The sequence below is a fragment of the Streptomyces sp. NPDC127595 genome (genome assembly GCF_042671685.1).
Taxonomy (GTDB): Bacteria; Actinomycetota; Actinomycetes; order Streptomycetales; family Streptomycetaceae; genus Streptomyces.
On sequence record NZ_JBHXWK010000016.1, the window covers coordinates 136,262 to 150,674 of the forward strand.

Here is a 14,413-nt window from a genome sequence, read left to right on the forward strand (position 1 = left end):
AGCCCGGCCGCGCGACCCTCGGCAATGTCACCACCAGAATCTTGGAAGAACCAATCGTTTGGCAGACCCGGCCTGAGCAGACCGAGTCTGCTCGGGCCGGGTCGGTGCGATGCCCGGTGAAGGTCTATTGGGTGTCGTCGTTTTCGAGGGCGATGTTCAGGGTGGCGTCCAGAGCTGCGGCGAGCTTGGCGAGGAACGGCAGTGTCGGGGCGGTGTCAGAGCCTTCGATGCGGGAGGCCTTCGCCTGGGTGAGGCCGGCGCGGGCGGCCGGTTCGGTCTGAGTCAGCCCGAGTTCGCCACGCCGGTCGTACACCGCTTGCGCCAGGGCCGTGGACAGCCGGATCTCACGACGAGCCTCTGCTACGCCTTCCGGCTCAGTGAAGCCCTCAGCGAGTTTGCGTCGACGCAGAGTCTTCCAGCGGCTGGCTGTGGTTCATTGCTTCACCAAGTACGCTCCCGCCGAACGCGGCTACGACAACCGCCCCCAGGACGTCTTCAGCGATCACGGTGAGGTCGGGGCGGCCGGTCCGACGGAGGATGATCCGCAGTATTCGGTGCAGCAGCCCCGTGGGCTCGCGACTCAGCGGAAGGCGGCCCGGTTTGCGGTCAGGAACTCGGCGAAGGTACGCGGTTCGCATCCGGTCAGGTTTTTGACGTCGTGCGTTGTCGCCGCCAGGGAGCCGGTTCCGACGTCAGCCCAGAGGTCGGCGACGTCGGCGGCGAATTGTGCGGGAACGCCCTGCGCCTTGAGTCGTACCGCCATGTCATCGCGGCTCAGGCCGATGACGTCGACGGGCTTGTCGAGGGTGCCGGAGAGGTGCCCGGCGATCTCGGCCATCGTGAGTGCTTCCGGGCCGGTCAGGACGAAAGTCCGGCCCGCCCCCAGGAACTCGGACAGCACGACGGCCGCACTTGCGGCGATGTCGTAGCAGTCGATGTACGAGACCGGCGCGTCGGTCGCCGGGGCGATGAGGCTCCCGTTGTCGCTGAGCGTGCCCGCTCCGGTGATGAAGTTCTGCATGAAACCGCTGGGCTGGAGGAGGGTCCACTCGATGCCTGACGCCTTCAGGTGCTGCTCAATGTCCCAGTGCGCACCCTCGGCGAGTTTGCCGCCTTGCTGAGCGTGCCAGACCGAGACCTTGACGATCTTCCCTACGCCGACGCGCCCGGCCGTGTCGATGACGGCCTTCTGCTGGGCAACCATGGGCTGCGGCGACCCGTCGGCAGTGGGGACCGCGCCCGCGCCGTTGAGCAGGATTTGGTCGGCACCGGCGAGCGCCGCGGCCATCGAGTCGGGGTCGTCGAAGTCTCCGATGACGTACGGGCAGCCGAGCGTACGACCCTTGCCGGCATCCCGGACGAGTGCTTTGAACGGTACCCGGAGTTCCTGGAGTTGCCGGACCAGATGCTTGCCGATGGATCCGGTGGCTCCGGTAACCAAGATCATATGAAGCCCTTCCCCTAAAGTGAGGGATCCTCGAAATAATAAGTCGAGGAACCCTCAACTTGGCAAGGGGCTGGTGGATGAGCGGCACTCGAACGCGCCGACCGCGCGCCGACGCGCAGCGGAACCGCGACAACATCCTGGCGGCGGCCGACCGAGCGTTGCGCGAGCAGGGCACCGGGGCGTCGCTGGAAGGGATCGCCCGCCAGGCCGGAGTCGCGATCGGAACCTTGTACGGGCACTTTCCGAACCGGCGGGCGCTGTGTGCAGCCCTGCTACGCGAGCGACACGCGGCGCTCTTCAGGTTTGGCGGCGAACTGCCGGAACGGACTTCGCTGTTGGACGCCCTCGCGGAGTGGATGAGCGCCGTCACGGTGCACGCAGCGGCGTACCGGGGCCTTGCCGCACTCCTGATGGAGGGCCTCGACGACAAGGCATCGGAACTGCACGAGGCGTGTGAGCGGATGGCCGCGATCACAGAGGCCCTGCTGACCGCCGCCCGCGAGGCCGGCGCGGTCCGCAGCGACGTCACGGCAGCGGACGTACATGCGCTGATGAACGCCGCCGCCTGGCTGCGCGAGCAGGTACCAGAAGGAACAGCCGAGCATCTGCTGGGATTGCTGGTCAACGGCCTACGGCCTGGCGGAGAGGGCCGGTGAACACTCCGAGCTGCGACTCTCACGAAGACGGCAGAAGTGCCACCGATGGGCCATCCGGGCTGAGATCCCGCCGCGAAAGCTGAGACCCTGCAAGACGGCCTCAGCTCTCGCTGGAGCTTGATTCCGCGACCCGCGGGAACGTCACCTCCACTCGGCGGTTCTTGCGGCGGCCCTCCTCCGATGTGTTGTCCGCGATCGGGTAGTCCTCGCTGTAGCCGCGTACCTCGAAGGTCACGTCCATCGAGCCGAGGTAGGAGGCCAGTTGGTCGTGCACCACTTCGGCGCGGTTCTTGGAGAGGGTCAGGCCGTGGGCGTACGAGCCGAGGTTGTCGGTGAAGCCGAAGACCCTGACGGTCGTCGCGTTCTGGGCCTCGATCTCGTCCGCGATCGCCTGAATACGTGAACGGGCCTCGGGGTTCAGCTTCGAGCTGTCCTTGGGGAAGAGGACCTCGGCCTGCAGCGCGAACGTCACGTCCGAGTTGGTGTCTTCACGGCGCTCTTCGCCGCCGAGGTCTTCTACTACCGACTTGATGTCGAGGACTTTGGCGGGGGCGAGGGTTCCGCCGTCGGAGAGCTTCAGTCCGGGGCTGTTGGCGTCGATTTCGGGGGGCGGGGAAGTGGTCACACTGCCCGGCGGAGCGCTGGGGTCCTCGTCATCGGCGTGCGCCGGGCTCCCGGTGAGGCTCAGGGTGGCCAGTACGGCGAGCGCGGTGAACGTCGTGGCCGCGCTGCGGGGTTGGAGGGCCATGGTTACTCGCCCTCGGTGAGCTGGATGGAGGCTGGGGGCATTCCACCGACCTGGAAGTCCACTTCGGTGGCGTCCGCGGGGGGTGCGGGGAACTGGGCGAACCACTGGGCGGTCGCGCCCTGTTGTACGCCACCGGTGAATTGCGTGCACAGGCAGCGTCCCGAGGTGTCGCGGAGGATGAGGTACTTCTTCTTGCCCTTCTGGTCGATCAGGGCAGCTCCAGCGATGGAGGCGCCGTTCTTGGTCAACTCCTGCTCATCACCCCGCCAGTTCGCCGCGACCCAGGCGCCGTCGGTGTTGTTCGTGACCGTCCCCTCGACAGTCACGAACCCGCCCTCGTCACGCTTGGCGGACGTGATCGCCAGTACCAGACCGTTCTCACCCTTGACCTCCGCAAGCACCGTTTCGGGCTCCGGCGTCTTCGACTCCGCGTCGCCACCGTCGCTGCTGCCGCTCGTCGCGGAAGCTGAGGAGGTCGGGGCTCCCTTGTCGGACTCCCCGCCGTCTCCCCCGCCGCAGCCGGCCACCGTGAGGAGCAGCCCAGTCGTGATCGCCACCGCGCTCAGCGCCCTGCGGCCCTTCATGGTGTGCCGAATGCCCATCGGTACAAGTTCCTCTCACTCGGCCAGATGCACGGAGAACAGCACGGACGCGTCCGGAAGCTCGACCGGATCGAAATCTCCTGGATCGATGTCCACGATCTCGCCGTCGCAGTCCAGTTGGACGGGATTCTCGGGATCCGCGTCCAGATCGAAATCGCATCGCGGCTGGATGACGGCCACGGCATGAGCGCTGGCCTGCATGCCCTCCGTACCGGGAATGATCGAGTCGCCGACCGTGTAGTTGGTCTGGATGTCGGCCTCGAACCCGGGAAAGCCGCTCATCGTGACGAACTGGATGCCCTGAAGAGTCGAATCGTTCTCGGCGGCCAACTGCTGGGCCGCGGCGGCCGCTCCCGCACCCGTGGGGTCGAGGTCGCCGTCGAGCCAGTCCAGCCAGTTGTCCTCCTGGCCGATGGCGCCACCGAGTTCCTCGACTATCTCGTCCCGCGCGTCCTGCGCGGCCGCCAACGCCGCAGCGTCCGCCGCGGATTGAGCTCCATTGCGGGCGGACGCTGCTTGGGCGAAGGCGAAGAAGGCGAACGCGGCGAAGAGCAGGATCCCCGTCAGCCAGATATAAATGGGAAGCGTCTGCCCTCGGTCGCTCTGTAGCCGTGCAGAGGTCAGCCGCCGCCAATGACATCCGTGACCGCGTTGAGTATCGCGGTCGAGATCAGGCCGTCCAGCCCCAAGCTGTCGATCAGCGTGAAGATCCCCGCAATGATGATCATCAGGCCCGCGTACTCCACGAACCCGGCCCCCGCGTCTCGCTTCTCGCCCCGCATCCGGGAGGCAACGGTCCGCGTCCACGTCTCGAGCCTGCTCATTGTCTCTGCCTTCCCAGCCGACGCCATCAATACCAACCCGAGCACCGTACGTGAGAACCCGCCTACTGCGAGTGGGTCCATGGGCCCAACTTCCGCGCAACGGCGTCCATCGCGGGGTCACCGGACCCACCCCTCGCGCGCGGTGCCCAGCCAGTGGGCGATCGCTTCGCTGCGCGTGGAACTGTGCAGCTTTGCGAAGATGCGGTTGATGTGATTCTTGACCGTCTTCTCGCTGATGAAGCAGGTGGCGGCGATCTGGCGGTTGCTCATGCCGGTTGCGATGAGGTCCATCACCTCCACCTCCCTTGAACTCAGGCCGAAGTCCGGCCGGTTGGGGGTGCGGCGGTGAAGGGCCGCCGCGTGCGTGAGTCGCGTCGTTGAAGACTGTGCCATAGATGGTTGCAGATGCGAAGAAGTTTTGTTCGGTTCGTAGGAAACACCGAGTGAATTCGTGAAAACCGGAGTGGCGTGCCTCAAGTTCCGTACGGCCGTGATCAGTTCGGCGGCGGTGAACTCGCCGTGGACGAGGTAGCCGGTCGCGCCGCGGCGCAGGGCCTCGGCCACGACCTCGGGTTCCCGGCTGTACGTCAGCATCATCACGGGGGCGAGACGCGCCAGGCCCGGCAGGGCGGTCAGGCCGTCCGTGCCTGGCATACGGACGTCGAGGAGTATGACGTCCGGGGTGAGGCGGGTCGCGGAGGCGAGGGCCTCTTCGCCGTCGGCCGCCGCCGCCACGACCTCGATGTCCGGGTGGCCGCCGAGCAGCGCGGTGAGGCCGGCCCGGACGACCGGGTTGTCGTCGGCCACGAGTACGCGCAGCGGCGGCGGGCCGGGAAGTGCCTGGTCAGGCATGTGCGGCCTCCTGTTGAGGGGGGTGGGGAGCGCCGGGCGGAGCGGGGTGCGTGACAGGGAGCGTGACCGCTACCTCCGTGCCGCCCTGCGGGGAGGGGCCCAGGTGAATGCGGGCGTTGAGGGTGGCGGCCCGTTCCGTCATGCCCAGCAGGCCGAAGTGGCCGGTTTTCGTTGCGTCTTGGAGCGTGGTGGCGGCCGGCAGGCCTCGTCCGTCGTCCTGGACGCGGACCGTGAGGGCGGTGTCGGAGGCTTCCAGTTCGATCGTGACGCGCTTCGCGTCCGCGTGGCGGTGGGTGTTCTCCAGTGCCTCGGAGACGATCGCCAGGACGTGGTGGGCCGTGGTGGCGGGGAGGGAGGGGCAGCGGCCGCCCTTGTGGTTCAGGGAGGTCCTGATCTGCGTATGCGACTCGAAGTCCACTGTGCGGAGGGTGAGTTCGGAGACGAGGTCCGTGTGGTGGCGCAGGTCCGAGAGGAGGGCGCGTGACTCCGCCGCGGCTCTGCGCGCCGCGCACGCCACTGTCGTTGCCTGGCCCTTGAGGGCGTCGAGTGTCTTCGGATACGAAGGGTCCGAAGGGGCCGCGGTGCTCGACGCGTTCGCCGATGCCGCCAGCGCCTCCGCCGCCAGCGCCAGGCCGTGGAGGGTCTTCGCGACCGAGTCGTGCATCTCGCGGGCCAGGCGGGCTCGTTCCGACTCCACGGCTTCCGCCACGGCCAGGCGGGAGGTCACTTCGGACAGTGCCTCGCTGGCCGCGCCGAAGCGGAACATCAGGTTGCGGAGGGTGACGCCGATGATCCCCGCGCCGACGCAGAAGCCTGCGATGAGGAGGGTGTTGGCCCCTGCTCCCGGGTGGTGTGCCCAGGCCCTGTACACGGTGAGCAGGACGATCAGCTGCAGGCCAGTGAAGACGCCCGAGCCGCGCCAGCCATACAGGAGGCCCGCCAGGAGTGGGGTGCAGACCGTCGCGTAGGCGAGGGGAGAGGCAGGGGACGCGGTCAGGAGCAGGATCGCGCCGAAGCTGAGGTCCACGGCCATGAGGGTGGGGTGGGCCAGGAGACGGGGGCCGAAGCGGTCCCAGTCCCGGAGCATGGCGTACGAGCCCATGACGCCGAGGACCGCCGCGGCGAGTACGGCGTAGCGGGGTGGGCCGTCCGTCGCGTTGGCCATCGCGACGGGGGCGCCGATCGCGATCGCTGCGAGGCGTACGGCGAAGGCCTGGCGGCAGAGGGCCTGTAGGGCGTTGAGCTGGAGACGGATACTTCCCGGGGGCGGGGCGTCGTCTGCCAGGTAACCGGCGTCGCCGTTTGGCCAGCGGGCGCCAGCTGCTGGGTTCTCGGCGTCGGGGGGCCAGCCTGTACTGGTGCTCGCCCCCTCCATCTCGCGCCCGGCGTGCTGGTGGACCGCGGGTTGGGTGCGCTGCTCGGCGTTTGCGAGGTGCCGCTCGCTTTGGGACGGGTGCCGCCCCAAGCGGCACGCATGCCCACAGCGAAGTCGGCTGCGACGGCCCACGACACCGCCGTGCCGCTGTGGGTGGGCTGCCGCCCCCAGGGCGCGTGCCCATAGCTGAGACGGCCGTGGCAGGTGAGCGAAGCGACTCCTCATCATCGGCCCAGGATCGAGCCGAAGTCGGTGCCCGAGCCGAGGAACATGCCCGTGGCGATCAGGATCATCGTGGCCGGGAGCATGAAGACAAGGGTGACCATCGTTGCCTTGGGGATGGTTTTCGCGGCGCGGCGGCGGGCGTTCTGGGCGTCGGTCCGGCGCATGTCGTTGGCGAGCTGGATGAGGGTGTCGGCGATCGGGGAGCCGAGTTCCTCGCCCTGCTGGAGCGCCGAGACGAACTGGGCGACCTGTTCGGAGGAGTTGCGCCTGCGGAGTTCGTCGAAGGCCTGGCGGCGGCTGACGCCCACGTCCATCTGGCGGAGCGTGATGCGCAGTTCGTCCGCCCAGGGGCCCTCGTACTTCTCGGCGACGCGGTCCAGGGCCTGGCGGAAGCCGAGGCCCGCCGAGACGACGACCGCGAGGACGTCGAGGAAGTCGGGGAGGGTGCGGTCGATGACCTCCTTGCGTTCGCGGACGGCCTGCCAGATGAGGGCGTCGGCGGCGACCAGGCCGAAGGCCAGCGTCAGGGCGGCGAAGAGGAGCTGGCCGTTGGAGAGGAAGACCAGGCCGAGTACGACGCCGAAGACGCCGTAGACCGCCCGGCGGGCCGCGTAGCGGTTGAGGGTCAGGCCGCCGGGGTTGCCCGCCATGTCGATGCGGCGGCGTTTGGCGTCGACGCGGCGGGGGCCCATCAGCCGCAGGACTGCGGGGGCGAAGCGCATGCCGAGGCGGTCGACGGCCGAGTCCGCCTTGGAGACGCGGGTGCCGCCGACCTCCAGGGCGAGCACCAGGTCGGAGGGCAGTTTGGCGTCGGCCCTGATCATGCGGATGCCGAGGAGCACGCCCGCGATCGAGGCGGCCATGAGGAGAGCAAGGAGCAGGGGCAGCAAGGTCATCCCTCCCTCATACGTCGATCTTGCCGAGGCGGCGGATGACGAAGAAGCCGACGGTGTAGAGGCCCAGGGAGAGGAGGACCAGACCCTGGCCGAGCGGGGAGCCGGTGACGCGGGCCAGGGCTCCTTCGTTCGAGGAGTTGATCAGCACGAGTGAGCCGATGCCCAGGAACGGGACCGTGAAGGCGGTGGCGTTGACCTCGGAGAGCATCGTGCGGACCTCGCGCCGGGTCTCCTTGCGGTCCTCCAGGGTCTGGGTGAGGTTGCGCAGCGAGCTGACGACCGATCCGCCCGCCTTGTTCGCGAGCACCAGGGTCGTGACCAGGACGATCAGTTCGCGGGACGGGAGGCGTTCGGAGAGTTCGGCGAGGGCGTCGTCGACCGTCCGGCCCATCGTCAACTGGTCCGCCACGTGCGCGAGTTCCTCGCCCGCCGGGGCTTCCAGCTCCTCCGCCGCCATCGCGAGGGCGGTCCGCAGCGCCAGCCCCGCCGCCGTAGCGTTGGCCAGCAGGCGCGCCACGTCGGGGAGTTGGCTGATGAAGGCCTCGATGCGTTTCTGGCGCTGCCAGTTGAGGAAGACGGCCGCGCCCCAGACACCCATGAGGGCGGCGATCGGGCCGAAGAAGGGGGCCAGGGCCGCCGCCGCGATCAGCCAGAGTGCCACGACCACGGCGGTGACGTATGTGAAGAACTCCCCCGCCGTCACGTCGAGTCCCGTCGCCGACAGACGGATGTGGATGGTGCGGCCTATGCGGGTGCGGCGCAGCCGCCGGTCGATGCCGGCGAAGCGGCGTACTCTGCCGGCCGCGCTGCGCAGGGGGCCGGCGCCGGAGAGGCGGTCGACCAGTGCCTGGCGCTGGGCGCGTCCGGCGGCGTACGCGTGGACGCCCGCGACGGCGAGCGTGCCGCACAGGACCGTCGCGCCGAGGGCGAGCAGGGCGGGGTTGTTCATGGCTCACACCTCCCGGACATGGGGGTCATCCGACTCTCCGGCCCGGGGGTCATCCGATGGCCTGCCTTGTGTTCAGTACGTCGACGTGGGCCTCGGCCACGCCGAAGGCCGGCGGGAGCGGTTCGCCGGCGACGTACAGCTTCTCCGCGACCGCGCGCGGGAGCGGGAGATGCTCGAAGTAGCCGCGCACGACCCGGTCGGGGCCCACGGGGCTGGATACGAAACGAGTGACTGGCGCGATACGGAACTGTTCGCGGCCGTGCGAGACCAGCAGCGCGATCTCGGTGACCTTGCGGGAGCCGTCGGCGTGCCGGGAGAGCTGGACGACGACCTCCACGGCCGAGTTGATCTGGTCCTTCAGCGCCTCGAAGGGGATCTGGACCTCGGACATCGAACCGAGGGTCTGCAGGCGCATCAGCGCGTCCTCGGCCGAGTTGGAGTGGACCGTGGCGAGAGAACCGTCGTGCCCCGTCGACATCGCCTGGAGCATGTCGAGCGTCTCGCCTCCGCGGACCTCACCGACGATGATGCGGTCGGGGCGCATCCGGAGGGAGTTGCGGACCAGGTCCCGGATGGTGACCTGGCCCTTGCCCTCGACGTTCGGGGGGCGGGATTCGAGGCGGATGACGTGCTCCTGCTGGAGCTGGAGTTCCGCCGAGTCCTCGATGGTGATGATGCGTTCGTGGGACGGGATGAGCCCGGAGAGGGCGTTCAGCAGGGTCGTCTTCCCACTGCCCGTGCCGCCGCTGACGATGACGTTGAAGCGGGCCCGGACGAACGCCGCGAGGAGCATCAGCATCTGCTCGTCGAGGGTGCCGAGGCCGATCAGCTCCGGGAGGGTGTACGCACGGGGGAAGCGGCGGATCGTGAGCGTCGGGCCGGTGAGCGCGAGCGGCGGGATGATGACGTTGACGCGCTCGCCGGTGGGGAGGCGGGCGTCGACCATCGGGTTCGACTCGTCGACCCGCCTGTTGACCGTCGAGACGATGCGTTCGATCGTCTGCATCAACTGCTCGTTCGAGGCGAAGCGCAGAGGGAGCTGCTCCACTCGTCCCGCCCGCTCCACGAAGATCGAGTCCGGGCCGTTGACCATGATCTCGGTGATCGACGCGTCGGCGAGGAGTGGCTCCAGGACGCCGAGTCCGAGGGCCTCGTCGACGACTCGGCGGATCAGCTGGGAGCGTTCCGCGGAGGAGAGGACCGGGCCCTCTCGGCTGATGATGTGGCCGAGTACGCGTTCCAGGCGCAGCCTGCGTTCGGCCGCCGCCAGGCTCGACATCTCGGCGAGGTCGATCTCTTCGAGCAGTTTGGTGCGGTACAGGGCGACGAGGTGTCCGTCCTCACGGGCGGGTCCCCCCTCGTCGGGGGCGGCGATGCGGGAACGCAGGCTCATGGCTTCGGCTCCTCTCGTACGGGCGGTCAGTCGTCGGTGGGCATCGTGGCGCTGCGGGACACGGTCACGGGGTCGAAGAGGGGGATGACGGAGGGGACGGTGACCGTGACCGTGGCGGTGGTGAGGTCGGGGCCCACAGCAGGCGCCGGAACGGCCGGGTTGAGCCAGCCACTCACCGCGTCCTGTCCCGCCGCCACGCCGTCCCCGTCCTGCGACGCGACCCGTGCCGCGGCTCGCGCCCCGGTGCCGGCCTGGTTGATGCCGTAGCCGATCAGGCCCAGCTGGATGGCCGCCATCCCGACGACGAGCAGGATGGGGAGGAACCCGGCGAACTCCAGGATGGAGACGCCCCGGTCGTCCCTGAACCGATGCCTCAGGCCTCGGCGCCGACGCCTGAGTCCCTGCGAGAGCCGGGTGATCTGCGAGAGCTGCGAGAGCTGGGTGACCTGCGAGAGCTGGGTGATCCGGGTGATCCGGGTGATCCGGGTGATCCGGGTGAGGCTCATCCGCCATCACCCTCCAGCGCCGCGCCCGCTTCCCCCTCCACGGTCCAGTCCACATCGAACCCCGGGAAGAACAGCGGCACTTGGACGCTGACGGTGGCCTTCATCAGCGAGCCGTCCGGGCCGCAGGCGATCGTGGCACCGTCCCAGGCCCCCGGCAGATGCTCGCTCCCCGCCGCCTGGCACTCCCCGCCCACGGCGCCATTCACCGCGTACGCCGCCGTAGCCGCGCGGGCCGCCTCGTCCGCCGCGTTCCCGGCGAGGGAGTACGAGTAGCCGTACAGCACGCACTGCCAGAGGATGGTCATCACGACGAGCAACAGCGGGAACATCCCGGCGAATTCGAGGGTCACGGCGCCTCGGTCGCCGCCCTTGCGCCGCAGTGCCAGTGCGCCCCGGTCCGAGGACGGGGCCTTGCGTCGCCTGCCGCCGCCCCCGCCCTCCTGGGCGATGACCAGTCCCAGTTCACCCGCGAGCGCCCACAGGGCCTGTTTCACGGTCGAGCGGGCGTCCAGGTCCTGGAGCCGGCCCGCGTCGACCACGGACTGGAGCTCCTTGAAGGCGGCGGGTATCGCCGAGCGGGCGACCTTCGTGCCGGTGACCTTCTCGACGAGGGACGGCTGGATCTCCGTACCGCGGGCGAAACGGTTGACGACGGTCGTCGTCTCCTCGGCCTTGCGGATCTGGAGGCGGTCCCACATGCGGATCATGCGTTTGGCGGCGCGTACGGCGATGACGTCGGGGGTGACCAGGAGCAGGGCGTGGTCCGCCATCTCGATGGCGGCGGCGGTCGCGGAGTTCAGCTGGGAGCCGCAGTCGACGATCACGACGTCGTTGCGGGAGCGCAGGGTGGCCAGGACCTGGCGGGCCACCCGGTCGGTGACCTCCTCGCCGCGTTCGCCCTCGGAGGGGGCGAGGAGCAGGCCGACGCCGGTGTCGTGGGTGTAGACGGCGTCCTGGAGTACGCGGGGGTTGATGTCGCTGATGCCGGCGAGGTCGGCGACCGACCTGCGGAACTGGACGTCGAGGTAGGAGGCCACGTCGCCGGACTGGAGGTCCAGGTCGACCAGGGCCACGTCACGGCCGGAAGCGCGGGCGGCGAGGGCGAGTTGGACGGCCGTCACCGTCGCACCGACGCCGCCCTTGGCGCCGGTCACCGTGACGACGGTGCCGCCGGGCCCGGCGTACAACTCCGGCGTACCGCTGACCAGATGGCGGCGCATGCCGCGCGACCAGGCGGCGGCTGCCTGGACGCGTTCCGCGAGGGAGTCGTAGCCCAGCGGCAGGCCGACGATGCCTCGGGCGCCGGAGTCCATGGCGGCGGTGAGTACGCCGTTGCCGGTGTCGGCGGTGATGAGGACGACGCCGACCGCCGGGAAGCGCATCACGAGGTCCCGGATCAGGTCCAACGCCGGTACGGGGCCTATCCGTTCGTGGACGAGGATGACCTCGGGCAGCTCGTCCAGCGACTCCCCGGCGAGCCGCGCGAGGGTGTCGAGCAGGGCCGTGGAGTCGGCCACCGGCGGGGCCGGTTCGGCGTCGGCGAGCTGGCTCAGCAGTGTGGTGAGCGCACGGGCCGAGTCGATGTCACCGACGGCCGGGAGAATACGGATGGTCATCGGACCCACCTACGGATCGTCACGACCGCTGTCGCGATCCCTACGGGCGGACTCGCGATCGTCGCGGGTCGCCTCGCGATCGCCGTGGCCGGCCTCTCGGCCGTAACAGCCGACTCCGCGATCTCCGCAGCCGACTTCGCGTACATCACGGCCGACTCGCCGGACGTCACGACCGGTTCCGCGATCGACACGGCCGACTTCGCGAGCGCCATCCCCCGCCTCGCGGACCTCACGCCCGGCACGGTCACACCTGGCCTCGTCATGCCCGGCCTCCTACTTGTCCTCGTCGAGGGTGTACGTGCGGTCGCCGGGAGCGACGGGGGTGTTCGAGCCGCCCGCCACCAGGGCCAGCCGGACGTGTTCGGCGAACGACTCGGCGAACGCGACGCGTTGGGCGTCCGCGGTGTCGAGCGCGAAGGTGATGGGGACGGCCTGGGTGGCGGTCCGGCTGCGCTCGACGGTGGACTGGCCGGGGTCGAGGGCGGTGAGCTTGCCGACGTCGATGACGCGGGCGTTCTCGACGATGACCTTGGACTGGTTGACGCCCTTGTCACCCTCGGCCTTGAAGGTGGCGTAGATGTTCACCCGCGACCCCGGGTTGATCTTGCCCGCGACCCCCGTCGACGCGTCGATCATGATCGCGATCTCCTGCTGGCCGGCCTCCAGCGCGGGCCGGTCCACGATCATGTCGGTCTGGAGCAGGGAGCCCTTCTCCAGCTGGGTGACCGCGATCTTGCCGCGGATCTGGGAGAGGTCGGTGACGGCCGTGGACGACAGCCACCGCTCGGGCATCTCGACCTTCTCGAACTGGTCGGCCGACAGCACCTTGTAGGGCGCGATGTCGTCCTTCAGGCGGTACGCCGCCACCTCCGGGCCGACCTTGGAGTTCACGTCGCGGATCACCGAGAGCACTCCGGCGAAGGCGCCCATGGCGCACAGGGCCGAGAGGACCAGCAGGATGACGCCGCGGCGCTGGCGCGAGTTCACTGATTCTCACCTCGTAGGTGCGTGCCGGGGACTGTGCCGAGCTGCTTTTCCTGCCTGGGGTCCGGGGGTTGTCCCCCAGGGTGCTGCAGCATGATCCGGACAACCTCGATCGTGGGGCGGGGACGGCGGGGTCGAGCGGTCGTACCTGGTGGTGCTCGGCGGTGCTTATGTGGCGCCCGGGGGCAGGGCGCGTACAGAAGAGGCTGCCCGTACGGCGGCAGCCGGAAGCTCCGTCGACGATGACGGTGCGGACAGTGACCGCGCCTGCGACGTCTGTGACGGCGACGGCTGCGGCGTGGACGACGACGGTGGTGCCAGTGGCGCCGCACAGAACCCGCAGCGGTCACCGATGAGTTCGAGCCCGCACCAGTGGCACTGCTCCCGCCGGACGGACGACACGAGCTGGTAGAGCACGGACACGTCGTACAGCCCGGCGGCGAACTCGACGAGCTTCCCGGTCCCCCACCAGCGCGCCGACTCCTCCGGCAGCGGTACGGTCGCGACACCCTGCACGCGCCAGGCGGGCGCGAGCGTCGCGGTGACCCAGTCGGAGGGTGCCTGGCCGGAGGCTGCCAGCAGCCGGGTGCCGAACTCCGGCCCGGCGAGTTCCTCCTGGCCGACGCGTACGAGCTGTGGCCGCGGATTGGCCAGTACGGCGAACTGGGCTCCCGGCACCCACGACTTGGCGTGGGACTTCAGGGACACCGGAACCTGGTCGAGCTTGGCGACCGAGCCGAGCAGCGCGCCGGCGTAGATGTAGTGGGCGAGCAGACGGGCGGCGGAGGCGAGCACGCCCGGGCTGAAGTCGCAGACCGAGAGCTGTCTCAACTGCTGGGCCAGCAGAGCGACTCCGAGCGGCGGAAGGTCGATGCCGAGCAGGGCGATGCGGTCGCTCTCCAGGACGGAGCGGACGGTGCGCAGCCGTTGCGTCACATGGCCGGAGACCGAGGCGGGGTAGAGCGAGATGACGTACCCGTGCTGCTCGATGAGCGCGTGCATCCCCAGGAGGGAGCTTTCGAGGGTGTCGAGGGGCTGGACGACGGCGGGCGGGGTCTGCCGGTCGTGCGGTGGGAGCACCAGATCGGGACTGGTGACGGCTATCGCGGTCGGCACGCTGCACACACCCCGTTCGCTGCGGCGGGCCCTTCACTGTGGCGGAGTGGTCAACCACCGCCCCAGATCGCCCCTTTTTCGCCATGGACCGTCACATATAGCCATAGATCGCCACTGTGACGCTCTCCTGCATCAGCACCATATCCACGGCATGCCCCCCTCAACACCGACTTCGCGAGATCAACTCACTGAAGGTGCGGGCATGATCAACGGAGAGTGAGCCG

17 protein-coding genes are annotated in these 14,413 nt (G+C 69.3%); 1 reads left to right on the forward strand and 16 read right to left on the reverse strand.

Annotated features, from left to right (window positions below; translation table 11 throughout):
• Positions 1 to 124: 124 nt before the first annotated feature.
• Positions 125 to 313 carry a helix-turn-helix domain-containing protein gene (locus ACFVKT_RS36600; RefSeq protein ID WP_385740012.1) on the reverse strand — a complete coding sequence of 63 codons (189 nt, stop codon included), beginning with the start codon at positions 311 to 313 and terminating at the stop codon, positions 125 to 127.
• Between the two features lie 267 nt (positions 314 to 580).
• Positions 581 to 1,447, reverse strand: coding sequence for an SDR family oxidoreductase (locus ACFVKT_RS36605; RefSeq protein WP_385740015.1), 867 nt, complete (start codon positions 1,445 to 1,447; stop codon positions 581 to 583).
• A 77-nt stretch (positions 1,448 to 1,524) separates the two neighbouring features.
• Here ACFVKT_RS36605 and ACFVKT_RS36610 point away from each other — a divergent pair, with 77 nt between their 5' ends.
• Complete coding sequence (locus tag ACFVKT_RS36610; RefSeq protein WP_385740018.1) at positions 1,525 to 2,103, forward strand: TetR/AcrR family transcriptional regulator; 579 nt, start codon at positions 1,525 to 1,527, stop codon at positions 2,101 to 2,103.
• Between the two features lie 100 nt (positions 2,104 to 2,203).
• Here the strand turns inward: ACFVKT_RS36610 and ACFVKT_RS36615 are convergent, their stop codons facing one another.
• From ACFVKT_RS36615 to ACFVKT_RS36680, 14 genes are all read right to left on the reverse strand, one after another.
• Positions 2,204 to 2,851, reverse strand: a complete 648-nt coding sequence (locus ACFVKT_RS36615) for an OmpA family protein (RefSeq protein ID WP_385740021.1) — start codon at positions 2,849 to 2,851, stop codon at positions 2,204 to 2,206.
• Positions 2,852 to 2,853: 2 nt separating this feature from the next.
• Entirely contained in the window at positions 2,854 to 3,453 is a 600-nt protein-coding gene (locus ACFVKT_RS36620; RefSeq protein ID WP_385740023.1) for a hypothetical protein, read from the reverse strand.
• A gap of 15 nt (positions 3,454 to 3,468) precedes the next feature.
• The gene (locus tag ACFVKT_RS36625; protein WP_385740189.1) at positions 3,469 to 4,077 is read right to left on the reverse strand and encodes a pilus assembly protein TadG-related protein; all 609 of its coding nucleotides are present in this window, start codon (positions 4,075 to 4,077) and stop codon (positions 3,469 to 3,471) included.
• Positions 4,074 to 4,277, reverse strand: a complete 204-nt coding sequence (locus ACFVKT_RS36630) for a hypothetical protein (protein ID WP_385740195.1) — start codon at positions 4,275 to 4,277, stop codon at positions 4,074 to 4,076. Before ACFVKT_RS36630 ends, ACFVKT_RS36625 begins: the two co-directional genes overlap by 4 nt.
• Before the next feature lie 117 nt (positions 4,278 to 4,394).
• Positions 4,395 to 5,129, reverse strand: coding sequence for a response regulator (locus ACFVKT_RS36635; protein ID WP_385740026.1), 735 nt, complete (start codon positions 5,127 to 5,129; stop codon positions 4,395 to 4,397).
• Positions 5,122 to 6,594: a sensor histidine kinase gene (locus ACFVKT_RS36640; RefSeq protein WP_385740029.1), complete on the reverse strand. Its 1,473-nt coding sequence runs from the start codon at positions 6,592 to 6,594 to the stop codon at positions 5,122 to 5,124. Before ACFVKT_RS36640 ends, ACFVKT_RS36635 begins: the two co-directional genes overlap by 8 nt.
• Positions 6,595 to 6,728: 134 nt before the next feature.
• Complete coding sequence (locus ACFVKT_RS36645) at positions 6,729 to 7,625, reverse strand: DUF5936 domain-containing protein (RefSeq protein ID WP_385740032.1); 897 nt, start codon at positions 7,623 to 7,625, stop codon at positions 6,729 to 6,731.
• A 7-nt stretch (positions 7,626 to 7,632) separates the two neighbouring features.
• Positions 7,633 to 8,574 (reverse strand): type II secretion system F family protein, encoded by a 942-nt coding sequence (locus ACFVKT_RS36650; protein WP_385740035.1) that lies wholly within the window; start codon positions 8,572 to 8,574, stop codon positions 7,633 to 7,635.
• Between the two features lie 49 nt (positions 8,575 to 8,623).
• Entirely contained in the window at positions 8,624 to 9,967 is a 1,344-nt protein-coding gene (locus ACFVKT_RS36655; RefSeq protein WP_385740038.1) for a CpaF family protein, read from the reverse strand.
• A 26-nt stretch (positions 9,968 to 9,993) separates the two neighbouring features.
• Positions 9,994 to 10,473: a TadE/TadG family type IV pilus assembly protein gene (locus ACFVKT_RS36660; RefSeq protein ID WP_385740041.1), complete on the reverse strand. Its 480-nt coding sequence runs from the start codon at positions 10,471 to 10,473 to the stop codon at positions 9,994 to 9,996.
• Complete coding sequence (locus ACFVKT_RS36665) at positions 10,470 to 12,089, reverse strand: CpaE family protein (protein WP_385740044.1); 1,620 nt, start codon at positions 12,087 to 12,089, stop codon at positions 10,470 to 10,472. Before ACFVKT_RS36665 ends, ACFVKT_RS36660 begins: the two co-directional genes overlap by 4 nt.
• Positions 12,086 to 12,352, reverse strand: a complete 267-nt coding sequence (locus tag ACFVKT_RS36670) for a hypothetical protein (protein ID WP_385740047.1) — start codon at positions 12,350 to 12,352, stop codon at positions 12,086 to 12,088. Before ACFVKT_RS36670 ends, ACFVKT_RS36665 begins: the two co-directional genes overlap by 4 nt.
• A 10-nt stretch (positions 12,353 to 12,362) precedes the next feature.
• On the reverse strand, positions 12,363 to 13,076 hold the full coding sequence (gene cpaB, locus ACFVKT_RS36675; protein ID WP_385740050.1) for a Flp pilus assembly protein CpaB: 714 nt from the start codon (positions 13,074 to 13,076) through the stop codon (positions 12,363 to 12,365).
• Positions 13,077 to 13,241: 165 nt separating this feature from the next.
• Positions 13,242 to 14,189 carry a hypothetical protein gene (locus ACFVKT_RS36680; protein WP_385740053.1) on the reverse strand — a complete coding sequence of 316 codons (948 nt, stop codon included), beginning with the start codon at positions 14,187 to 14,189 and terminating at the stop codon, positions 13,242 to 13,244.
• Positions 14,190 to 14,413 lie beyond the last annotated feature (224 nt).